Here is a 23,696-nt window from a genome sequence, read left to right on the forward strand (position 1 = left end):
TCCTACATACCGCAAAAACCGTTACCGGAAAAAGCATTTTCATGCGTCAGGGCAGTTTATTTTTCACTTGGACGAATTGCCCTTGGCGGCGTCGCAAAGCGCGACTACATTCAAGGATGGAGCCCGTTGAAACGTTTCGCCCAGCCCCGGACTCCCCTGCTACTGCCGACCCGCGAAGTCTCGGCAACTCTCCCAGCCAATCCCGCTTTGTGCCGTGTGCGTCAGCACCCAGCTCACTACCGCCTGCGCTTTCGGCTGGCTGTCATGCAACTGGATCAAGCCGCGACGCCATAACAACATCAGACTCAAGGTGCGCTGCGCCGATTGCTCGGCGGTCAGTGGACTGAGGTCCTGGGCGTCGATATCCCACAGGGTCACGCGCAGGTTCTGACTGGCGAAAAAGCCGGCGCTGTCGGCCCGGCGCTGGCCGTAAGGTGGGCGAAACAGCGGCACATACTGGTCCGGCAGATCGCCCTGAACCCGCGCCACACTGCGCAGCACCGAGTCTTCCCAGTCCTTCCACTGGGCATGGGAGCGGTACTGCCAGCCCTGCACACCGACGCACTGTCCGCGATAGACCTCGCGCAGCGCCGCCAGCGAAAGTTTGTCGCGCCGGCTCTGCACGCTCTGGCCGAGGACGAAGAACAGGCCGTCGAGTTTCTGCTTGCGCAGGAACACGCTCAATTGCTCGGTGCTGGCCCCGGCCATGCTCGGGCCACCATCGAAGGTGAACAAGAACACACGGTCATTGAGACGATCACCGTTGACCTCTGCGGCGTCGTAGAACATCACTTCGCTGGCGGTCTGCGGGAACAGCGCGGCCTTGCGCAGCAGTTCATTGAGGTAGGCGGTATGAAATTGCCGGCTCGGCTCGGCCCAGCCGGCATAGAAGGAGTCGGCGTCGACGGCAAACTTCGCCGCTTGCTGGCGCAGGTCACCGAGGTTTTCGATGGCATAGCAGAACGACGCGTCCTGCTCGCAACTCTGCTGGGCCATGTCGTAGTTGCGCCACAGCGTGCGCCAGAGCCGTTCGCGGTATTCGCTGATGGCCGGCAGGTTGATCTGGCGCAGTTGCAGGCGCGCCGCCAGGGTCGGCTCGTTCAGCACCTCGGTTTCACTCAGGACCCGGGCAAAGGACAGAATCTCGGCCCGCGAGGCGACGTCGAACAACACCGGGGTGTCCAGCGTTTCCGGCCAGTGACTGCGCTCGAACGTCGCGATTTCCAGCGGGGCGGCCTGGGCCACGAGGCTGAGCAGGGCTGTCAGGGCAACAAGGGCTATGCGCACGTTCACACTCTCCGGTTCATCCGCCGCGCACTATAGCAGCGCGCCCGGCTATCGCCGCGATAGCTGGAGAACATCGGCCCCGCCCCGTAGAATCGCGGCCACGATTCAAGGAGCCGACCTCATGCTGACGGTGATTTCCCCCGCCAAGACCCTCGATTACGACACCCCGCCCGTCACCTCGCGGCACACCCTGCCGCAGTACCTGGACGACTCCCAGGAACTGATTGTGCAACTGCGCGACCTGTCGCCGGCGCAGATCAGCGAACTGATGCACCTGTCCGACAAGCTCGCCGGCCTCAACGCCGCGCGTTTCGGTAGCTGGACCCCGGATTTCACCCCGGCCAACGCCAAGCAGGCACTGCTGGCGTTCAAGGGCGACGTGTACACCGGGCTCGATGCCGAAACCCTCAGCGAAGATGATTTCAGCTACGCCCAGGATCACCTGCGCATGCTGTCCGGCCTGTATGGCCTGCTGCGCCCGCTGGACCTGATGCAGCCGTACCGCCTGGAAATGGGCACCAAACTCGCCAACGCCCGCGGCAAAGACTTGTATGCCTTCTGGGGCACGCGGATCAGCGAATGGCTGAACCAGGCGCTCGCCGAGCAAGGCGACGACCTGCTGTTGAACCTGGCCAGCAACGAATACTTCAGCGCCGTGAAACGCAGCGCCCTCAAGGCGCGGATCATCAACACCGAGTTCCGCGACCAGAAGAATGGCCAGTACAAGATCATCAGCTTCTACGCCAAGAAGGCGCGCGGCCTGATGAGCCGCTTCGTGATCCAGGAACGGATCAACGATCCGCAGCAGCTCAAGCAGTTCGATGTGCAGGGCTACTACTACAGTGCCGAGCAGTCGAAGCCGGATAATCTGGTGTTCTTGCGGGATCATCCCGACCACTGATCTGTTGTGTGGCTGAAGGCCCTGATCGCTGGCAAGCCAGCGATAGGGCCCTGCACACCACTCTCAATCCCCATTCCCGCACTCAATTTCGCCATTATTCCGACGCCATAAATCCGCCACTCTATCCTTATCGCAAAACGCCATAAGACCGTTCGTAGTTTTTTGACGAAAAATCCTGAAAAAATTTTCCGTACTGGCACAAAACCATCCCACCTCAAGTTCGCCCTTTATATATAGGGACGAGACTCCCGCGTGCTATCAAAGTGAAAGTATCGGCAAGTAGAAAAATATTAAAAAATCTTTCACCGACACTCTGCACCCTCAGGAACTTATCCCCTCGCCGCTCGCTCATACCACCCGTAACGATTTTCGAACCCTGTGTGAGAAATGACTTACATAACAAAACTGAAGTCAGGAAGTTATACAGAGTCAGTTGAGCATCCGCCCGAAATCCGTTCGGCGCGCGGCTCACGCCCAGGAGAATACGCACTCATAATTCGTCCTAGTGGTTGATTTCAAAGGATTTAATCCACTTGAAAAAACAAGCACTGCAGTATTGAAAGTGCAGTACTGCAATAAAGACGGCTAGCGTTTTGGGCACGTCCCGATTAATGGCCATTGGCTGCCTACTTTGAGCACGTGAGAGTGCGCGCTCACAAATTACTTATGCCTGCACGCGGTACTGCGTATTTAACGCCGCGGTTCCGTGCGCCCGAAAAACGGCTGGTAAATCAACCCGGTCCGGTTCTTTGAATGGAATCGGCATTGCTTACTACATGAGGTGAATGCGATGCGTATCAGCATCTTTGGTTTGGGTTATGTGGGTGCAGTCTGTGCCGGTTGTCTGTCCGCACGAGGCCATGACGTGATTGGCGTGGACGTTTCCGCAACCAAGATCGACCTGATCAACCAGGGCAAATCCCCGATTGTCGAACCCGGCCTCGAAGGCCTGTTGCAACAGGGCATCAGCACCGGCCGCCTGCGCGGCACCACCGACTTTTCCCAGGCCATCCGCGACAGCGACCTGTCGATGATCTGCGTCGGCACCCCGAGCAAGAAAAACGGCGACCTGGGCCTGGAATACATCGAGTCGGTGTGCCGTGAAATCGGTTTCGTCCTGCGCGACAAAGCCAGCCGCCACACCATCGTGGTGCGCAGTACCGTCCTGCCGGGCACCGTGAAGAACGTGGTGATCCCGATACTTGAAGACTGCTCGGGCAAGAAAGCCGGGGTCGATTTCGGTGTCGCGGTAAACCCCGAGTTCCTCCGCGAAAGTACCGCGATCGCCGACTACGACAAGCCACCCATGACCGTCATCGGTGAACTGGACCGCGCCAGCGGCGACGTGCTCCAGGCCCTCTACGAAGAACTCGACGCGCCGATCATCCGCAAGGACATCGAAGTCGCCGAGATGATCAAGTACACCTGCAACGTCTGGCACGCGACCAAGGTCACCTTCGCCAACGAGATCGGCAACATCGCCAAGGCGGTGGGTGTCGATGGCCGCGAAGTGATGGAGGTGGTCTGCCAGGACAAGGCCCTGAACCTGTCGCAGTACTACATGCGCCCCGGCTTCGCCTTCGGCGGCTCGTGCCTGCCCAAGGACGTCCGCGCCCTCACCTACCGCGCCGGCAGCCTGGACGTGAAAGCGCCACTGCTCGACTCGCTGATGCGCAGCAACGAATCCCAGGTGCAGAACGCCTTCGACATCATCGAAAGCCACGACAAGCGCAAGGTCGCCCTGCTCGGCCTGAGCTTCAAGGCCGGCACCGACGACCTGCGCGAAAGCCCGCTGGTGGAACTGGCCGAGCGCCTGATCGGCAAGGGCTACCAACTGAACATCTACGACCAGAACGTCCAGTACGCCCGTGTCCACGGCGCCAACAAGGACTACATCGAATCGAAGATCCCCCACGTCTCCTCGCTGCTCAACGCTGACCTGCAACAGGTCATCGACGACGCCGAGATCATCGTCCTGGGCAACCGCGACGAGCAGTTCCGCGCCCTCGCCCAACAAGCACCGGCCGGCAAGCAGGTGATCGACCTGGTGGGCTTCATGAGCCAGGCCACCTCCCCGACCAACCGTACCGAAGGCATCTGCTGGTAAGCAGGCCGCGCGGGGCCGTCCGGCCCCGCGCGCTTTTTCCAACCTGACGTCACCGATACGGATGCAGAACATGCAAAGCCTCAAGCACGGCCTGCTACAGGCTGCCGGTTGGCTGTTCTACGTGACTTTGCTCATGTTGATCGCCCTGGCCTTGCCCAACACCCTGTTCGACCCCGACTCGAAGGATTTCCTCTTCCTGATTGGCGCCGTCGGCATCTGGCGCTATTCGATGGGCGCCACCCATTTCGTCCGCGGCATGCTGTTTCTCTACGTGGTTTACCCACGGCTGCGGCGCAAAGTGCGCAAGCTCGGCGCCGCCGCCGACCCGTCGCACGTGTACCTGATGGTCACCAGCTTTCGCATCGACGCCCTGACCACCGCGCAGGTCTACAGCTCGGTGATCCGCGAAGCGATCGACTGCGGCTACCCCACCACCGTGGTCTGCTCGCTGGTGGAAATGTCCGATGAGTTGCTGGTGAAAAGCCTGTGGGCCAAATACAACCCGCCGGAGCGCGTCAGCCTGGACTTCGTGCGCATCGCCGGCACCGGCAAGCGCGACGGCCTGGCCTTCGGTTTCCGCGCCATCTCCCGCCACCTGCCGGACGACAACGCGGTGGTCGCGGTGATCGACGGCGACACCGTGCTCGGCGAAGGCGTGGTGCGCAAGACCGTCCCCTGGTTCAAGCTGTTCGGCAATGTCGGCGGCCTGACCACCAACGAATTCTGCGAAGTGCGCGGCGGCTACATCATGAGCGAGTGGCACAAGCTGCGCTTCGCCCAGCGCCACATCAACATGTGCTCGATGGCCCTGTCCAAGCGCGTGCTGACCATGACCGGGCGCATGTCGGTGTTCCGCGCCAGCGTGGTGACCAACCCCGAGTTCATCGCCGACGTCGAAAGCGACTCGCTGATGCACTGGCGCCTGGGCCGCTTCAAGTTCCTCACCGGCGACGACAAGTCGAGCTGGTTCAGCCTGATGCGCCTGGGCTACGACACCTTCTACGTGCCTGACGCGGCGATCAACACCGTCGAGCACCCGCCGGAAAAGAGCTTCATCAAGGCCAGCCGCAAACTGATGTACCGCTGGTACGGCAACAACCTGCGGCAGAACTCCCGCGCCCTCGGCCTCGGCATGCGTCGCCTCGGCCTGTTCACCAGCGTGGTGCTGTTCGACCAGCGCGTGTCGATGTGGACCAGCCTGCTCGGGCTGACCGTCGCGGTGATCGCCAGCCTCAAGTTCGGCGGCAAATTCCTCCTCGCCTACCTGCTGTGGATCGGCCTCACCCGCCTGATCCTGACCCTCATGCTGCTGTGCTCGGGGCACAAGATCGGCCCGGCCTACCCGCTGATCCTTTACTACAACCAGATCGTCGGCGCGCTGATGAAGATCTACGTGTTCTTCCGCCTCGACCGGCAGTCCTGGACCCGCCAGCCCACCGCGCTCAAACGCGACCTCGCCAGCTTTCAACAATGGTTCAACACCTGGTCTTCCCGGACCATGACCTTCTCGGCGGCCAGCATCTTCGTTGCTGTGCTGTTCGTGGTCGTGTGAGCCGCGGTAACCCAACGGATCCAATAGGAAAACATCGCCATGAATACCGCCGTGAACGTCAATGTCGTGCATGAGTCCGAAACCCAGCGCCAACACGCCCGGGTGCGCATTCCCGCCAAGCTGCGCTACCTGGGGGGCAACCGCGAAACCCTGGAGATGAAAGTCGACGACCTCTCCGCCGGGGGCCTGAGCTTCCACGCCAAACAGCCACTGACAGTCGGCGACGTGCTGCGTGGCCGCCTGCAATTCACGGTGGACAACCTCGGCCTGTCGATGGACGTGGAATTCCAGGTGCGCTCCTTTGACCCGTCCAGCGGCCGCACCGGGGTGCAGTTCCAGAACCTCGAACAGCGCGACATCGCCACCCTGCGCCACCTCATCACTTCGCACCTGTCCGGCGAGTTGATCAGCATCGGCGACGTGCTCAGCACCCTGCAGCGCGACAACTTCACCAAGGCGCGCAAGCAGAAAGACACCCACGGCGGCCTGAGCCCGCTGGGCCGGCTGCGGGCGGTGACCTTCAGCCTCGGCGTGTTCGTGGTCGGGGTCGCGGCGTTCGGCTTCGTCGCCAAGTCGATCTACGGCCTGTACTTCGTCAGCCATGCCGAGGCCGGTGTGGTCAGCGTGCCGACTACCCAGGTCACCATGCCGCGTGACGGCACCGTGCAGGCGCTGGTGGAAAACGGTGGCGAGGTGGTCAAGGGCGCGCCGCTGGCGTCCTTCAGCACCAGCATGCTCGACCTGCTCAAAGGGCATCTGGACGACCAGCAACTGGAGCCGGCCAAGGTCGAGGAACTGTTCGGCAAGCAAATGAGCGGCACCCTCACCAGCCCGTGTGATTGCACCGTGGCGCGGCAACTGGTGGACGACGGCCAGTACGCCGCCAAGGGCACGGTGATCTTCCAGTTGATCCCGCGTACCACCAACCCGACCGTCGAAGCGCGCTTCAGCTATCGCCAGTTCGACGATGTGAAGCCGGGCACCCGGGTCAACTTCCAGGTCGCCGGCGAAGAGCAGACCCGTACCGGGCAGATCGTCAGCAGCAGCAACCTGAACCAGGACGACCTGTCTTCGGACATCCGCGTGCAGATCAAACCGGACGCACCGATGCCCGCGAACCTGATCGGCTTGCCTGCCAGCGTCAACGCCAAGCGGGGTCCGTCGCTGGACTGGTTGATCGACAGCGCTGTGGCGCATGGGCTCTGAAGAGGGTTCTCCGATGAATAATCACATTGCGTCCATCGCGAGCGAGCGGAACGCCGTCCGGCTCTCTCCTACAACGGACGCGCAGCCATCCCCCGTAGGAGCGAGCTTGCTCGCGATGAGGCCCCCAGCCTCACCCCTGCTGTGCGCCCTGGCCCTGGCCATCAGCCTCACCGGCTGCGCCGGCCTGCCCGACCAGCGCCTGGCCAACGAAGCCCTGAAAAACGGTGACACCGCCACCGCCGAGCGCAACTACCGGCAACTGGCCGACCTTGGCTACAGCGAAGCCCAGGTCGGGCTCGCCGATATCCAGGTGGAAACCCGCGACCCGGCCAAGCTGAAGGAAGCCGAAGCCACCTACCGCGCCGCCGCCGAAATCTCGCCCCGCGCCCAGTCGCGCCTCGGCCGCCTGCTGGCGGCGAAACCCGACGCCAGCGAAGCCGAGCGCCAGGAAGCCGAGTCCCTGTTGAAGAAAGCCTTCGCCAACGGCGAGGGCAACACCCTGATCCCGCTGGCGATGCTCTACCTGCAATACCCGCAGAGCTTCCCGCGAATCAACGCGCAGCAGCAGATCGACCAGTGGCGCAGCGCCGGCTACCCGGAGGCGGGCCTGGCCCAGGTCCTGCTGTACCGCACCCAGAACACCTACGACCAGCACCTCGATGACGTCGAGCGCATCTGCAAGGCGGCGCTGACCAGCACCGACATCTGCTACGTCGAACTCGCCACCGTCTACCAGAAACGCGCCCAGCCGGAACAACAGGCGGCGCTGCTGGAACAGCTCAAGAGCGCGCACCAGCGCGGCGCGGTTCCGGCCAGCCGGGTCGACAGCGTGGCCCGCGTGCTGGCCGACCGCAACCTCGGCCAGACCGACGAGAAAACCGCCCAGGCCCTGCTCGAAGACATCGCGCCGCAGAACCCGGCGTCCTGGGTCAGCCTGGCGCAACTGCTCTACGACTTCCCCGAGCTGGGCGACAGCGACCAGTTGATGGGCTACATCGACAAGGGCCGCGCCGCCGAGCAGCCGCGTGCCGAGCTGCTGCTGGGTCGCCTCTACTACGAAGGCAAGACCCTTCCAGCCGACGCGAAGAAAGCCGAATCCCATCTGCTCGCCGCCGCCAGCGCCGGCGAGATCAGCGCCCATTACTACCTCGGCCAACTTTATCGCCGCGGCTACCTGGGCGATGTCGAGCCACAGAAAGCCGTCGATCATCTGCTCCAGGCCGCCCGCGGCGGCCAGCTCAGCGCCGACTACGCCCTGGCCCAGTTGTTCAGCGAAGGCCACGGCATTCGTCAGGACCCGGTCAACGCCTGGGTCTTCGCCCAACTGGCGCAGGCCAACGCCAGCGAACAATCGACCACGCTGGCCGGCGAACTCGACGCCCAGCTCAGCCCCGAACAAAAAGCCGCCGCCCAGCGCCTGCTGGAACAGGAACGCGCTGCCCGTGGCGCCATCGGCCCGGGCCCGAATGCCCTGGCCCTGCAAGCCGTACAAGCTCCCGACGAAGAACAAGGTGAGGATTCCCTATGACGCTCAATCCGTGGATGAAAGCCGGCCTCGGCCTGAGCTTCGCGCTGTTCTGGGCCTGCCCGACCCTGGCCGCCGAAACCGCTGAAAAGAACTTCGGCCTGGAAGTGAAAATCACCGGCCAGTCGGAAGACGATCGCGACCTCGGCACCCGCGCCGGCGGCGACGTCAACGGCCTCGGCCTCGACCTGCGCCCGTGGGTGTTCTTCGAGCGCGGCGACTGGAGCGCCTACGCCATGGGCCAGGCGGTCGCGGCCACCGACATCATCGAAACCGACACCAGCCGCCAGTCCGCCGACGGCAGCGAAATCGACAACGCCAACAGCAGCAACGACGACCGCGAAGCCAAGAAAAACTACCTGGCGATGCGCGAGTTCTGGGTCGGCTATAGCGGCTTCACCGCCTACCCCGGCGAGCAACTGCGCTTCGGCCGCCAGCGCCTGCGCAACGACGACGGCATGTGGCGCGACACCAATATCGAAGCGCTGAACTGGACCTTCGACACCACCCTGCTGCGGGCCAACCTCGGCGTGGCCGAACGCTTCAGCGAATACCGCACCGACCTCACCGAACTGGCCGCCGAAGACAAGGACCGCCTGCATGTCTACGGCGATGTCGCGGCGCAATGGACGCCCGGCCACTGGGTCGGCCTGCGCGCCCACCACACCCGCGACGACGGCAAGCTGAAGAACCCCGGCGAAACCCTCGACGCTCTCGACAAAACCCGCAACGGCGACCTCACCTGGCTCGGCGTGGAAGCCAACAGCGACGCTTACAACTGGCGCAATCAAAACACCGTCAACTATTGGGGCAGCCTCACCTGGCTGACCGGCGACCGCGACACCCTGAGCAGCACCACGGTAAACGGCGAACAGGTCGCCACCGGCAAGCAGAGCGGTGACGTCAACGCCTGGGCCACCGACCTCGGCATCCGCCTGCGCCTCGATCCCAACTGGCAGGTCGGCGCCGCCTACGCCCGCGGCAGCGGTGGTGGTGGCAGCGACGGTTCGAACAACTACGAGCAGACCGGCCTCGAGAGCAACCGCTCCAACTTCACCGGCACCCGCTCCCGCGTGCACCGCTTCGGCGAAGCCTTCCGCGGCGAACTGGGCAACCTGCAGGCGGCGACCCTGTTCACCTCCTGGCAACTGCGCGACGACTACGACGCCAGCCTGATCTACCACAAGTTCTGGCGCGTCGATGGCGACCAGAACCTCGGCGGCAGCGGCATCAACGCGGTGGTCGACGACGGCGGTATCAACCGTCCGCTGATCCAGGGCGAAAAAGATGTCGGGCAGGAGATGGACCTGGTGGTCACCAAGTACTTCAAGCAGGGCCTGCTGCCTGCCTCACTGAGCAAGTCGATCGATGAACCCTCGGCGCTGGTGCGCTTTCGCGGCGGCGTGTTCAAGCCGGGCGACGCCTACGGCAAAGAGGCCGACGCCTACATGCATCGCGCCTTCGTTGACGTGGTCTGGCGCTTCTGATGCACGGAGAGCATTGACATGAACCTTCACCCGAACAGGCTCCACGCCCTGCTGGCCGGCGCCCTGCTGCTGGCCACCGGCATCGCCCAGGCCAACGGCCAGGCGGCGCCGACCGCCAAAGGGCTGCAACATGCCAAGACCTACACCGTCAGCAGCGCGCCGGTGGAGCCCTTGCACATGGACCCGCCGACCCTGCCGGACCTCAGCGGCTACACCGCCGAGGCGGTGCAGAAGAAAATCGACCGCCGTCACAAGGGCAAGGTTTCGGTCCGCCGCATGCTTCAGGAAACCACCCTCAAGGAGTTCATCGGCGGCGACAACAAGGGCGCCGAATGGGTCGCCCGCCAGCGCGGTATCCCGCAGGCGATCTTCATCGAGGGCGGCCATGTGGACTTCGCCGAACTGGCGAAAAAAGTGCCCGAGCGCTATGTCCGTGAAGTCTCGCCGGGCGTGTACCTGGCCCGCCTGCCGATCGTGGTCGGCCACGGCGCGACCCTGGAAATCAACGGCAAGGTCAAGGAACTGCGGCTGTCCCAGGAAGGCGGCGCGTTCCTGGTCAACGACGGCAAACTGTTCGTCAGCGACAGCCGGGTGATCGGCTGGCGCGAGGCGGACAACGGCCCGGCGACCTTCCGCAAGCCGGATGAATTCCGTCCGTTCCTGCTGTCGTGGGGCGGCACCGAGACCTACATCGTCAACACCACCATGGCCAGCTTCGGCTACGCCAAGAGCAAGTCCTACGGCGTGAGCATTTCGCAGTACACGCCGAACATGGCCAAGCAGATGGGCCGCGCCGAACCCACCGGCTGGATCATCGGCTCGACCTTCAGCGACATGTGGTACGGCTTCTACTGCTACGAGACCAGCGACTTCGTGGTCAAGGACAGCACCTACCGCGACAACATCGTCTACGGCATCGACCCCCACGACCGTTCGCACCGGCTGATCATTGCCGGCAACACCGTCCACGGCACGAAGAAGAAGCACGGGATCATCATTTCCCGCGAGGTCAACGACAGTTGGATCATCAACAACAAGAGCTTCGACAACAAACTCTCCGGCGTGGTGATCGACCGTAACAGCGTCAACAACCTGATCGCCTACAACGAGATTTACCGCAACCACACCGACGGCATCACCCTGTACGAGAGCGGCGACAACCTGATCTGGGGCAACAAGCTGATCAGCAACCGTCGCCACGGCATCCGCGTGCGCAACAGCGTGAACATCCGCCTGTACGAAAACCTCGCCATGGCCAACGGCCTGGTGGGCGTCTACGGGCACATCAAGGACCTGTCCGACACCGACCGCGACATCGCCCTCGACCCGTTCGACACCAAGGTTTCGCTGATCCTCGTCGGCGGCGAGCTGGCGGCCAACGGCAGCGGCCCGCTGTCCATCGACTCGCCGCTGAGCGTCGAGCTGTACCGGGTGTCGATGCTGGCCCCGAGCAAGGCCAGCGGCATCAGTTTCTCCGGCGTACTCGGCGAGCGTCAGGACGAGATTCTCGACCTGATGGTGCGCCAGCAGAAGGCCGTGCTGATCGACCCGGTCGAACGCCAGACCGAAATGCTGGATTGAGGAAGCCCGACATGACCCCATACTTGATGAAACTCCTCGGCCTCAGCGCCGCCCTGCTGGCGATCAGCAACGGCGTGCGCGCCGACGAGGTCAAGGCGCCGACCTTCAGCGCCGAGCCGTGCTGCCAACTGTGCCCCGAAGCCCACGACGCCAGCCGCTACACCACCCGTTACCAACAGAACTTCACCACGTTGGTGCAGGCCCAGGGCGACTGGCTGTTCCGCACCAAGGAAGACCTGCGCACCGAATTCACCACCACGCCGGCCGGCTACAAACGCCTGCAGCAGATCCACGACGCCTTCAAGGCGCGCGGCATCGAACTGGTGGTGGTCTATCAGCCGACCCGCGGCCTGGTGAACCGCAACATGCTCAATCCCGCCGACAAGGCCGCCTTCGATTACCAAAAGGCCCTCGGCAACTACCAAGCGATGCTCAAGCGCTTCGGCGGCATGGGCTACAACGTGCCCGACCTGTCGCCGCTGACCAACGAGCAACTGGCCGCCGCCGACCAGGGCAAGGATTTCTACTTCCGCGGTGACCAGCACTGGACGCCTTACGGCGCCGAGCGCGCAGCGAAAATCGTGGCCGAGACGGTGCACTCGATGCCCGCCTTCGAAGGCATTCCGCGCAAGGAATTCGAGACGACCAAATCCGGGCGCATGGGCAAGACCGGCACCCTGCACAACGTCGCCGGCCAGCTCTGCGGCACCAGCTACGCGGTGCAGTACATGGACCAGTTCGCCACCGAGCCCAAGGGCGAAAGCGGCGGCGACGACCTGTTCGGCGATTCCGGCAACGCGCAGATCACCCTGGTCGGCACCAGCCACAGCGGCAAGAACTACAACTTCTCCGGCTTCCTGGAGCAGTACATCGGCGCCGACGTGCTCAACGTCGCCTTCCCCGGCGGCGGCCTGGAAGGCTCGATGATCCAGTACCTGGGCAGCGAAGAATTCAAGAAGAACCCGCCGAAGATCCTGGTCTGGGAATTCTCGCCGCTGTACCCGCTGAACCAGGAAACCATCTGGCGGCAGATGCTCGCCCTGCTCGACAACGGCTGCGAAGGCAAGCCGGCGCAGATGAGCGCCAGCACCGCGCTCAAGCCGGGCACCAACGAGCTGCTGGTCAACGGTCGCAATGGCGTGATCAAGGACCTGACCAACCGCAATCACCAGCTCGACATCCGTTTCGAAGACACCTCGGTGAAGACCCTGCAGGCCACCCTCTGGTACCTCAACGGCCGCCACGAAGACCTGAAGATCGACAAGCCGACCACCTCCGACACCGATGGCCGCTTCACCTTCCAGTTGCGCGAGGACGAGGACTGGGCCGGGCAAACCCTGCTGGCCGTGGAACTCCAGGGTCCGGAAAACGGCAGCCAGAAGGTGCAGGCCACCTTGTGCAAACGCGGTTCAGGCGATGCTTCGCGCAACGCCCAGGCCGGATTGTGAGGACACCATGAACAGACTCAGCATGCTCGCCAGCGCGGTACTGCTCAGCCTCGGCGGCCAGGTCATGGCCGCCGGGCTGGTGCCGCCGCCCGGCTACTACGCCGGCATCGAGAAACAGAAAACCGGCAAGAACGACTTCAAGTGCGACGCGGTACCGACGCCCTACACCGGCAAGCTGCAATTTCGCAGCAAGTACGAAGGCTCGGACGGCGCCCGCTCGACCCTCAACGAAGACGCCGAACAGGCCTTCCGCGACTCCACCGCCAGCATCACCACCCTGGAGCGCGGCGTCGCCCAGCAGGTCAACCGCTACCTGCGCGATGGCCGTCCGCAACAACTCGACTGCACCCTCACGTGGCTGGGCACCTGGGCGCGGGCCGATGCGCTGCTGTCGAAAGACTTCAACCACACCGGCAAGTCCATGCGCAAATGGGCGCTGGGCAGCATGAGCAGCGCCTGGCTGCGCCTGAAGTTCTCCAATGCGCGGCCGCTGGTGGCGCACCAGGCCCAGGCCGAAGAAATCGAAAAATGGTTCGGCCGCCTGGCCGACCAAGTGGTCAGCGACTGGAGCAACCTGCCCCTGGCCAAGATCAACAACCACAGCTACTGGGCCGCCTGGTCAGTGATGGCCACCGCCGTCGCCACCGACCGCCGCGACCTGTTCGACTGGTCGGTGAAGGAATACCGCGTCGCCGCCAACCAGATCGACGACCAGGGTTTCTTGCCCAACGAACTCAAGCGCAAACAGCGCGCCCTCGCCTACCACAACTACGCCCTGCCGCCGCTGGCGATGATCGCCAGCTTCGCCCAGGTCAACGGCGTGGACCTGCGCGATGAAAACAACCAGGCGTTGAAACGCTTGGGGGATCGAGTGCTGAGCGGATCGAAAGACCCGTCGGCGTTCACCCGCAAGAACGGCGAAGACCAGGACATGAAAGACCTCAAGGTCGGCAGCAAATACGCCTGGCTGGAACCGTGGTGCAGCGTCTACGCCTGCGGCGCCGACGTGCAACAGCGCCGACACGACCTGCAGCCGTTCAACAGCTTCCGCCTCGGCGGGGATGTGACGCGGGTCTACGACCCCGGAGCCCGGTAGGAGCGAGCTTGCTCGCGATGAGGCCCGCCCGGACACCGGCGCCGGACCTGCTGACGCGGTCGCGAGCAAGCTCGCTCCTACAAGGATCTTGAAACACTGGTTTCCCCCGCCAAACAGCGGGGGGTTTGGGGGGCGCTGTTGCCCCGGATGCTTGAACAACAAGGAGAACCGGGATGGTCTTCTCGTCCAACGTGTTCCTGTTCCTGTTTTTGCCGACCTTCCTCGGCCTGTACTACCTGAGCGGGCAACGCTACCGCAACCTGCTGTTGCTGCTGGCCAGCTACCTGTTCTACGCCTGGTGGCGGGTGGACTTCCTCGCGCTGTTCGCCGGGGTCACCCTGTGGAACTACTGGATCGGCCTGAAAGTCGGCGCCGCCGGGGTGCGCACCAAACCCGCCCAGCGCTGGCTGCTGCTCGGGGTGGCGGTGGACCTGTGCATCCTCGGCTACTTCAAGTACGCCAACTTCGGCGTCGACAGCATCAACGCGATCATGACCTCGTTCGGCCTGGAGCCGTTCATCCTGACCCATGTGCTGCTGCCGATCGGGATCTCGTTCTACATCTTCGAGTCCATCAGCTACATCATCGACGTCTACCGCGGCGACACCCCGGCCACGCGCAACCTGATCGACTTCGCCGCGTTCGTCGCGATCTTCCCGCACCTGATCGCCGGCCCCGTGCTGCGCTTCAAGGACCTCGCCGACCAGTTCAACCACCGCACCCACACCGTCGACAAATTCGCCGAAGGCTGCACCCGCTTCATGCAGGGCTTCATCAAGAAAGTGTTCATCGCCGACACCCTGGCGGTGGTCGCCGATCATTGCTTCGCCCTGGAAAACCCCACCACCGGCGATGCCTGGCTCGGTGCGCTGGCCTACACCGCGCAGTTGTACTTCGACTTCTCCGGCTACAGCGACATGGCCATCGGCCTCGGCCTGATGATGGGCTTCCGCTTCATGGAAAACTTCAAGCAGCCGTACATCAGCCAGTCGATCACCGAGTTCTGGCGGCGCTGGCACATCAGCCTGTCGACCTGGCTGCGCGACTACCTGTACATCACCCTCGGCGGCAACCGCGGCGGCACGTTCGCCACCTACCGCAACCTGTTCCTGACCATGCTGCTCGGCGGCCTGTGGCACGGCGCCAACTTCACCTACATCCTCTGGGGCGCCTGGCACGGCATGTGGCTGGCGATCGAGCGGGCGCTGGGCCTCGACACCAACCCGCAGCGTTTCAACCCGGTCAAATGGGCCTTCACCTTCCTGCTGGTAGTAATCGGCTGGGTGATCTTCCGCGCTGAAAACCTGCACGTCGCCGGACGCATGTACGCCGCCATGTTCAGCCTCGGCGACTGGAACCTCTCGGAACTCAACCGCGCCAGCCTCACCGGCCTGCAAGTCGCGACCCTGATCCTGGCCTACATCACCCTGGCCTGGTTCGGCCTGCGCGATTTCTACCGCAATGCCAAGCCGACCGCCAAAGCCAGCCCGGTGGTGGTGCACCACGACGGCAGCGTCGGCCTCGATTGGAGCCTCTACGCCACCCGCGTGCTGGTGCTGCTGCTGTTCGTGGCCTCGATCCTCAAGCTCTCGGCGCAGAGCTACTCGCCCTTCCTCTACTTCCAGTTCTGAGCGAGCCGACCATGACCCGATCATTACGCATCCTCTACTCCCTGCTGTTCCTCGCCCTGTTGACGGCGCTGGGCCTGTGGTCCCTCGGCGGGCTCGGCGGGTTCCAGCGCACGGCGCAGATGAGCCTGCTCGACGGCAAGCTGGCCAAGGCCGCCGAGACCCACTACGACGAGCAGTTCCCGCTCAAGCGCATCGGCACCAACCTGTGGGCGGCGCTGGACTTCAAGCTGTTCAACGAAGGCCGTCCCGGCGTGGTCCTGGGTCGCGACCAGTGGCTGTTCAGCGACGAGGAATTCAAGCCGGCGGTTAACGCCGAACAGACCCAGGCCGAGAACCTCGCCCTGCTGCGCGGCGTGCGCGACACCCTGCGCGAGCACGGTGTGGAACTGGTACTGGCGATCGTCCCGGCCAAGGCGCGGGTCTATCCCGAGTACATCGGCGAGCAGGCCCCGGCCAGCCTTCACGCGGACCTCTACAACGCCTTCCACGCCCAGGCCCGCCAGGCCAACATCTTCGCCCCCGACCTGTTCGGCCCGCTGCAAGCGGCCAAGGCCCGCGGCCAGGTGTTCCTGCGCACCGACAGCCACTGGACGCCGATGGGCGCGGAAGTCGCCGCCCGGCAACTGGCCGAGGCCGTGGCCCGGCAGACCCTGCTCAACGGCGAGCCGCAGAGCTTCGTCACCGAGCACCAGCAGCAGACGCCGTACAAAGGCGACCTGACCAACTTCCTGCCGCTGGACCCGCTGTTCAGCAACCTCCTGCCCAAGCCGGACCAACTGCAGAAACGCAGCACCCGTGCCACCGAAGAAGGCAGCGGCGGCGACGACGCGCTGTTCGCCGACAAGCAGATCCCGGTAGCGCTGGTCGGCACCAGCTACAGCGCCAACCCCAACTGGAACTTCCTCGGCGCCTTGCAGCAAGCGCTGCGCAGCGATGTCGCCAACTACGCCGAGGACGGCCATGGCCCGGTCCTGCCGATGCTCAAGTACCTGCAAAGCGATGAATTCAAAAACAGCCCGCCACAAGTCGTGGTCTGGGAATTTCCCGAGCGTTATCTGCCCATCAAGAACGATCTCAGCGGCTTCGATCCGCACTGGATCGCGCAACTGAAAAAAAACCGCAATACCCATCAAGAGCTGGCCCTGTCGTCCCATCGGACGGAACACTGAAGAGGAAACGCACATGACCTTGCACACTTCCAAACACCGTATCGCCAAAGCCTGCGCCCTCGCTGCCGGCCTCACCCTCGCCTCGCTGCAAGCCTGGGCCGGCGGTGACGCCGCGCTCTACGGCCCGAGCGCACCGAAAGGCTCGACCTTCGTGCGCCTGTACAACGCCTCCAGCCAGCCGGTCGCCGCCAGCGTCGGCAACACCCCGATCAACCAGGTCGGGGCACTGGCCAGCAGCGACTTCAGCTTCATGCCGCAAGGCGACTACAGCGCAAAAATCGGCAGCGCCAACCTGCCGGTGAAACTGGCCGCCGACCACTATTACACCCTGGTCAACCACGCCAACGGCAAGCCGCAACTGGTGGAAGAACCGCCGTTCCGCAACAAGCAGAAGTCCCTGGTGCGGGTGCAGAACCTGAGTGACCAGGCCCTGACCCTGAAAACCGCCGACGGCAAGACCGAAGTGGTCAAGCCGGTGGCCGCCAGCAGCCGCGGCGAACGCGAGATCAACCCGGTCAAGGTCAGCCTGGCGCTGTACGAAGGCGACAAAAAAGTCAGCGACGTCAAACCGGTCGCCCTGGAGCGCGGTGAAGCCGCCGTGCTCTACGTCACCGGTTCCGGCAACGAGCTGTCCCCGGTCTGGGTCAAGCGCCCGGTCTCGACCCGTTAATTCCACTGCCCTTTATTGAACGATTCGGAGAACAACCATGATTCCAGTCATCCTGTCCGGTGGTAACGGTTCGCGCCTGTGGCCGCTGTCGCGCAAGCAATTTCCCAAGCAGTTCCTGGCCCTCACCGGCGAACACACGCTGTTCCAGCAGACCCTGTCGCGGCTGGTGTTCGACGGCATGGACACACCCATCGTGGTCTGCAACAAAGACCACCGTTTCATCGTCAACGAGCAACTGAGCACTTTGAGCCTGGAGACCCAGGCCATCCTCATGGAACCCTTCGGCCGCAACACCGCGCCGGCGGTGGCGCTCAGCGCGATGAAGCTGATCAATGAAGGCCGCGACGAGCTGATGCTGGTGCTGCCCGCCGACCACGTGATCGACGACCAGAAAGCCCTGCAACGCGCCCTCGCCCTGGCCACCGTGGCCGCCGAGCGCGGCGAGATGGTGCTGTTCGGCATCCCCGCGACCAAACCGGAAACCGGTTACGGCTACATCCGTTCCAGCCAGGATGCGCTGCTGCCGGAGGGCGTCAGCCGGGTTGCGCAGTTCGTGGAAAAACCCGATGAAAAACGCGCCCGCGAATTCGTCCAGGCCGGCGGCTATTTCTGGAACAGCGGCATGTTCCTGTTCCGCGCCAGCCGCTTCCTCGAAGAGCTGAAAAAGCACGACCCGGACATCTACGACACCTGCCTGCTGACCCTCGAACGCAGCCAGGAAGACGGCGACAGCCTGAGCATCGACGAAGCCACCTTCGCCTGCTGCCCGGACAACTCCATCGACTACGCGGTGATGGAAAAAACCCAGCGCGCCTGCGTCGTGCCGCTGTCCGCCGGCTGGAGCGATGTCGGCTGCTGGTCATCGTTGTGGGACGTGCACCCGAAGGACGACAACGGCAACGTCACCAAGGGCGATGTGGTGGTGCAGGACAGCCACAACTGCATGATCCACGGCAACGGCAAACTGGTGTCGGTGATCGGCCTGGAAAACATCGTCGTCGTCGAAACCAAGGACGCCATGATGATCGCCCACAAGGACAAGGTTCAGGGCGTCAAGCAAATGGTCAACACCCTCGACGCCCAGGGCCGCAGCGAGACCCAGACCCACTGCGAGGTCTACCGACCGTGGGGCTCGTATGACTCGGTGGACATGGGCGGGCGCTTCCAGGTCAAGCACATCACCGTCAAGCCGGGCGCCAGCCTGTCGCTGCAAATGCACCACCACCGCGCCGAACACTGGATCGTGGTCACCGGCACCGCCGAAGTGACCTGCGACGAGAACGTGTTCCTGCTCACCGAGAACCAGTCCACCTACATCCCGATCGCCTCCATCCACCGCCTGCGCAACCCCGGCAAGATCCCGCTGGAAATCATCGAAGTGCAGTCCGGCAGTTACCTGGGCGAAGACGATATCGAGCGCTTCGAAGACATCTACGGCCGCTCGACGCCGATCGAGCGCGGGGTGTCGATCAAGACGATCGCGCAGTAAAGAGGTGCCAGGCCGTGCCCTTCGGGGCACGGTTTCATTGCGTTGCGCCCTTCGCGAGCAAGCTCGCGGCTTTAAACATTCATACGAAATCCATCGCATAAAGCCACAGAACTTCCTCAATCTCCGACTTTCTTGTAGGCAACTTCCCAAGCATACTGCGCGGCCCTGCCAGCTTGTTGCGCTCTGTGGAATCGCTGCCTAGTCTCCCTCCGTCGTTGCCAAATCAACGGCCGGATTAGCAGTCCGAACGATACAAACCCAACAGCAACCCGTTATGGCGGCTGTGCGTGTGGGCACCTTCGGGTGCGCCGGGTTCTGTGTCCTCGGTCTGCTAACCCACGCACAGTTGCCACCCTTGGTTTAGCAGCGAAATGTGGCCGCTCCATAAGCCGACGCAGAGTATTGCCATGAAAAAAATCGTCCCCGACCCACCCCCCGTTTGCTCCATCCGCCCCGGTGTCACCCATGACGAGGCCGTCCGCCAGGCGGCGGAATTCCTCAAGCACGCCCTCGCCAAAACCTCGCGCCTGCCCCGGCAACCCATCCCCGCACAACAGACGCTGCTCAGCGCATCGATCCTGGAGATGGAGATTTGTCAGGCGTACCTGAAGATCGCGTTGGCCGGGTCGACCACGGCGATGCCGATCTGAAACCGCGTCACGGGGGCCTGCCTCGGCATGCCCCCCTTCCAACCCCTGACAAACATGACAGCCCGCCCACCTTGCCGCTAGGATCAAGGAACCCCTCCGTCTCGGTACTCGTCATGATCATCGGCATCCTGCTCATCCTTACCTGGCTGGTCCTGCTGCTGCGCTACCCGGCCAAGGCGCTGCCGGTCTCGCTGGCGGCGCTGCTCGGGCTGGTCATGGTCGGCGCCTGGGTGGTCTGGCTGGACAACCGCGAGGCACGCCAACTGGCACGGCTGGAACTGCGCGTGGACTACGCGCCACAAGAGTGCCCCGCCGGGCGCCCGCTGCGGGTGCGCATGAACAACGGCAACGACGTGCCACTGGTGGAACTGCACTGGCGGGTCGCGGCCTATGCGCCGGGTGACAGCGTCAACCTCGCCGAAAACACCTACGCCGCGCCCCGCTACCGCGGCCCCGGCGAACTCCAGGCCGGCGCCAACTGGAGCGACTGCCTGCCCCTGCCGCCGCTGCGTCCGGGCTATCGCCCGCAAACCCTGGAATTCCGCGCCGAACGCCTGCAGGGAACCTTCGCCAACTAGCATTTTTGCCAGTACCGCAAAATGCCATCAGCGCGTTAAATGAAGCCTTCATAAGCCAGCCCCCGCAGGAGGCTGCCCATGAGCATCTGTCACCTGAACGGAACAGAATCACTCGCCGGGATCCTGGAGTCCGACGAACGTGACCGACCGGGAATCATCCTGATCGGCTCATCCAGTTGCCCGCCCTACGTCAACCTGCAACCCAGAATCCAGGCACTGGCGCAGTCCATGCCGCAGTTCGTCTTCTACGATTTCACCGTCGACCACCGTGAACCCTCCGATCGAAAACAGAAACTGGCGCGAATCATCATGGACTGGCAGATCAATCCCCTGCTCTCCCAGGTGCTGCTGCCGAGCAGCGGCAAACCACAAACCATCAGCACCAACAACATCGAAAGAATCAAAAAGGAACTGCACAGACTCTATTGACCGACCGAGCCCGCCGGAATTGCCGTCCATGCTCCCTACCCGCACACCGCACCACCATACCCCGACGCTGGCGGTGATTGATCCCCGCGGCCTGAATGTGCGCACCGTGGCGTATTGCCGCGACGACAGCGAGAACACCGCCGAAGCGAGGATCAGCCATCAGTCGTGGACCCCGGCCGGGCACCCATGGCGCACGGGCGATCCGCGCCTGGGGCCAGACAAGGTCAACCTGACCTGTGTGTCCAGCCTCTCGGGCCAGCAGCTACTGAGCGACAGCGTGGACGCCGGCTGGAAGCTGCAACTGCACACTGACGCGGGCATCACGCAGCGGACATGGGACGGCCGAGGAACCTCGACGCGCTTCGTCCACGATGGCCTGCTGCGCATCATCGAGGTCGCCCAAGCATCTGCGCAGGGTGCCGACGCCGTGGTCGAGCGCTTCGACTACGCCGGTGCAGACCCGGCATTCGCTAGCCACAACCAGTGTGGCCGGCTGCTGCGGCATGACGATCCCGCAGGCAGTGAGCACGTTGTCGGCTACGCGCTTGGCGGCGGCGTGAGCCTGCAGCGTCGGCACTTTCTGATTTCGCTCGATCACCCGGACTGGCCTGAGGAGGTCACTGCCCGCGATCTGTTGCTGGAGGACACGGGTTTCAGCTCCGCCAGCCAGTTCAATGCCGTAGGTCAGCCGATTCAATGCAGCGACGCGGTCGGCAACCGCCACCTGTTCAACCACGACCTCGCCGGGCTGCAAAAGGCGGTCGCGCTGTTCAATGCCGCGACGGGACAGACCCGCCAACTGATCAGCGCCATTGACTACAACGCGCTCGGGCAGGTCACCTGCGAAACGGCAGGCAATGGGGTGGTCAGCCGCGCCGGCCATGATCCGGCGAACGGCAGGCTACTCACACTGCGCAGCAGCAGTCCCTCGGGGCCGGTACTTCAGGACCTGCATTACAGTCATGACGCGGTGGGCAATCTCGTCGCCATCGAAGACCGCGCCCTGCCGGTCCGGTACTTTCGTAACCAGCGTATCGAACCGGTCAACCGCTATCGCTACGACAGCCTGTATCAACTGATCGAAGCCAGCGGCTGGGAGCAGGACAACGCCGACCACGGGCCGCATCTGCCGGACCTGCAACCCGCGCCCATCGACCCCGCCCGCCTGCTCAACTACCGGCAGACCTACCGCTACGACGCAGCCGGCAACCTGACCGAGCTACGGCATTTCGGCGCTCGGCAATTCACCCAGACCCTGAACGTCGCGACCGACAGCAATCGCGCCGTGGCCGAGGCGCCCACCGGCGCCATCTCTATCGATAGCGCATTCGATGCCAACGGCAACCTGCTCCAGTTGCAGCCGGGGCAAACACTGCTGTGGAACCCGCGCAACCAGCTCGAACAGCTCAGCATCGTCAGCCGCAAGGACGCGGCGAGCGACTACGAACGCTATATCCAGGACGGCAGCGGCAGGCGCCTGCGCAAAGTGCGACAACAGGTGGTCGGCGGCCGTGTCGTGCGGTCCGAGGTGCGTTATCTGCCGGGACTGGAACTGCACCGCAACGGCAGCGACGACGATGTCCTGCGCGTGGTGCTTTGCACGGCCGGACGCGCCCGGGTGCACGTCCTGCATTGGCCGAAGGCGCCGCCGCCCGGTATCGAAAACAACCAGTGCCGCTATCAGTTGCGCGATCACCTGGGCTCCAGTTGCCTGGAACTGGATGCAGCCGCCGCGTTGCTCACACATGAGGTCTATTACCCGTTTGGCGCCACCGCTTGCTGGGCCGCGCGCACGGCGGACAACGCCGGGTGCAAGCGCCGCCGTTATTCGGGCAAGGAACGTGAGGCTTCGGGGCTCTACTACTACGGCCTGCGTTACTACGCTCCGTGGCTGATGCGCTGGATCAATCCCGACCCTGCCGGCTACGGTGACGGGCTCAACCTCTACCGGATGGTCGGCAACAACCCGCTGGGCTACCGGGATGAGCAGGGAACGCAGAAGGTTCCGGCGGATATTCTGATTGCTGATGCCCTTGAAGGCGCCGACATTGGCAGCGGCTGGTTCGAAGAACTGCGCTGGGACGCAGCCAGCAGGGCCTTCCAGACCACCCGCTCGGTGTATTCACGGAGCATGCAGGCCATGAATGCCACGCCGGACTGGTCGATGAGCGATGAAGGCAGCGCCATCGCGATCTTCCAGGACCGGGATAACCTCCCGCGCCTGTTCGTCAACACCTTCATGCGCCACATGGGGATTCAGCCGGGGATGGGATTGCCGCTGTTTGCCGGGCGAATCCGCAGCGGGAACGATGGCGGCGTCGTCTTCGACAACCACTCCGGCCATTACAAACCGCTGGCGAACGCCGCCACGGTCGAGGCCCTGCTTGGCCAACTGGCACCAGGGGCGCGCAATGTCCGTTACGAGCCCATCAAGCAATCCAGTGACTTCGATTCGGCGGTCAGGCTTTCGGTCGCTTCGCCCGAGGAGTACGTCGATCTGGTCAATACACTCAAGGGAGGTCATGAAAAGGTGATCGGCTACCTGAAGGACTCCGGGCTATGGGAGCGCGTCCGGCAGACCTACGCCGATACCCACGGCATCAACCTCCTCTTCGAGGCCCATGACCAGGGCATCAGTCCGAGTGAGGTTGAGCAGCGTAGAGTGCTGGCGGCCCTGCCCCCCGCGAAGCCTCTCGTGCAGCGCCGAAATAACCGGGTAGCCGTGCCACCACCCACACGGCCCACGGCGGTCAGCACCCGAAAGGCGAGTGGCTGGCGGGTGCTGTTCAAGAACTGCGTTGGCCGTTGACCGCGGACCGACACAGTCATCCCGGCGTGATGGCACATCCCGTATGATCGGCGTTTCTTCCCCACGCCGAAGGACCGCCTC

Annotated in this window: 18 protein-coding genes; 17 read left to right on the forward strand and 1 reads right to left on the reverse strand. The window is 63.7% G+C overall.

The features are described 5' to 3' along the window. Nucleotides 1-159: 159 nt before the first annotated feature. On the reverse strand, nucleotides 160-1,287 hold the full coding sequence (locus NTD88_RS19575; RefSeq protein ID WP_262154517.1) for a polysaccharide deacetylase family protein: 1,128 nt from the start codon (nucleotides 1,285-1,287) through the stop codon (nucleotides 160-162). A gap of 121 nt (nucleotides 1,288-1,408) precedes the next feature. Between NTD88_RS19575 and yaaA the strand changes: the two genes are divergently transcribed. The 17 genes from yaaA (at nucleotide 1,409) to NTD88_RS19660 (ending at nucleotide 23,615) form a co-directional block, all read left to right on the forward strand. Continuing rightward, a complete protein-coding gene (gene yaaA / locus NTD88_RS19580; RefSeq protein ID WP_262154519.1) occupies nucleotides 1,409-2,188 on the forward strand; it encodes a peroxide stress protein YaaA in 780 nt (259 codons plus the stop codon). A gap of 790 nt (nucleotides 2,189-2,978) precedes the next feature. Continuing rightward, complete coding sequence (locus NTD88_RS19585; RefSeq protein ID WP_262128175.1) at nucleotides 2,979-4,295, forward strand: nucleotide sugar dehydrogenase; 1,317 nt, start codon at nucleotides 2,979-2,981, stop codon at nucleotides 4,293-4,295. A 61-nt stretch (nucleotides 4,296-4,356) separates the two neighbouring features. Beyond that, nucleotides 4,357-5,847 carry a mannuronan synthase gene (gene alg8 / locus NTD88_RS19590; RefSeq protein ID WP_175652126.1) on the forward strand — a complete coding sequence of 497 codons (1,491 nt, stop codon included), beginning with the start codon at nucleotides 4,357-4,359 and terminating at the stop codon, nucleotides 5,845-5,847. A gap of 39 nt (nucleotides 5,848-5,886) precedes the next feature. Further along, complete coding sequence (locus tag NTD88_RS19595; RefSeq protein ID WP_262154520.1) at nucleotides 5,887-7,053, forward strand: alginate biosynthesis protein Alg44; 1,167 nt, start codon at nucleotides 5,887-5,889, stop codon at nucleotides 7,051-7,053. 115 nt (nucleotides 7,054-7,168) lie between these two features. After that, nucleotides 7,169-8,581, forward strand: a complete 1,413-nt coding sequence (algK, locus tag NTD88_RS19600; protein ID WP_262154521.1) for an alginate biosynthesis TPR repeat lipoprotein AlgK — start codon at nucleotides 7,169-7,171, stop codon at nucleotides 8,579-8,581. Next, on the forward strand, nucleotides 8,578-10,065 hold the full coding sequence (locus NTD88_RS19605; RefSeq protein WP_095154568.1) for an alginate export family protein: 1,488 nt from the start codon (nucleotides 8,578-8,580) through the stop codon (nucleotides 10,063-10,065). The genes algK and NTD88_RS19605 overlap by 4 nt, the downstream gene beginning before the upstream one ends. 18 nt (nucleotides 10,066-10,083) lie before the next feature. Then, nucleotides 10,084-11,646 carry a mannuronan 5-epimerase AlgG gene (gene algG, locus NTD88_RS19610; RefSeq protein ID WP_262154522.1) on the forward strand — a complete coding sequence of 521 codons (1,563 nt, stop codon included), beginning with the start codon at nucleotides 10,084-10,086 and terminating at the stop codon, nucleotides 11,644-11,646. Between the two features lie 11 nt (nucleotides 11,647-11,657). Further along, the gene (locus NTD88_RS19615; protein ID WP_262154523.1) at nucleotides 11,658-13,094 is read left to right on the forward strand and encodes an alginate O-acetyltransferase; all 1,437 of its coding nucleotides are present in this window, start codon (nucleotides 11,658-11,660) and stop codon (nucleotides 13,092-13,094) included. Between the two features lie 22 nt (nucleotides 13,095-13,116). Then, nucleotides 13,117-14,190 (forward strand): mannuronate-specific alginate lyase, encoded by a 1,074-nt coding sequence (locus NTD88_RS19620; protein ID WP_410017298.1) that lies wholly within the window; start codon nucleotides 13,117-13,119, stop codon nucleotides 14,188-14,190. A gap of 173 nt (nucleotides 14,191-14,363) precedes the next feature. After that, on the forward strand, nucleotides 14,364-15,821 hold the full coding sequence (locus tag NTD88_RS19625; RefSeq protein ID WP_095154560.1) for an MBOAT family O-acyltransferase: 1,458 nt from the start codon (nucleotides 14,364-14,366) through the stop codon (nucleotides 15,819-15,821). An 11-nt stretch (nucleotides 15,822-15,832) separates the two neighbouring features. Further along, nucleotides 15,833-16,990, forward strand: a complete 1,158-nt coding sequence (locus tag NTD88_RS19630) for an alginate O-acetyltransferase (RefSeq protein WP_262154525.1) — start codon at nucleotides 15,833-15,835, stop codon at nucleotides 16,988-16,990. Between the two features lie 13 nt (nucleotides 16,991-17,003). Further along, on the forward strand, nucleotides 17,004-17,660 hold the full coding sequence (locus NTD88_RS19635) for an alginate O-acetyltransferase AlgF (RefSeq protein WP_095154556.1): 657 nt from the start codon (nucleotides 17,004-17,006) through the stop codon (nucleotides 17,658-17,660). 37 nt (nucleotides 17,661-17,697) lie between these two features. Then, nucleotides 17,698-19,149, forward strand: coding sequence for a mannose-1-phosphate guanylyltransferase/mannose-6-phosphate isomerase (locus tag NTD88_RS19640; protein WP_262154526.1), 1,452 nt, complete (start codon nucleotides 17,698-17,700; stop codon nucleotides 19,147-19,149). A 407-nt stretch (nucleotides 19,150-19,556) separates the two neighbouring features. After that, the gene (locus NTD88_RS19645; RefSeq protein WP_262154527.1) at nucleotides 19,557-19,799 is read left to right on the forward strand and encodes a hypothetical protein; all 243 of its coding nucleotides are present in this window, start codon (nucleotides 19,557-19,559) and stop codon (nucleotides 19,797-19,799) included. Nucleotides 19,800-19,912: 113 nt separating this feature from the next. Then, a complete protein-coding gene (locus NTD88_RS19650; protein ID WP_262154528.1) occupies nucleotides 19,913-20,377 on the forward strand; it encodes a multidrug transporter in 465 nt (154 codons plus the stop codon). Nucleotides 20,378-20,455: 78 nt separating this feature from the next. After that, nucleotides 20,456-20,806: a hypothetical protein gene (locus NTD88_RS19655; RefSeq protein ID WP_095154550.1), complete on the forward strand. Its 351-nt coding sequence runs from the start codon at nucleotides 20,456-20,458 to the stop codon at nucleotides 20,804-20,806. A gap of 28 nt (nucleotides 20,807-20,834) precedes the next feature. Then, nucleotides 20,835-23,615 (forward strand): RHS repeat-associated core domain-containing protein, encoded by a 2,781-nt coding sequence (locus NTD88_RS19660; protein ID WP_262154529.1) that lies wholly within the window; start codon nucleotides 20,835-20,837, stop codon nucleotides 23,613-23,615. Nucleotides 23,616-23,696: the final 81 nt, after the last annotated feature.

The sequence above is a fragment of the Pseudomonas sp. 20P_3.2_Bac5 genome (assembly GCF_025466035.1).
GTDB lineage: Bacteria > Pseudomonadota > Gammaproteobacteria > Pseudomonadales > Pseudomonadaceae > Aquipseudomonas.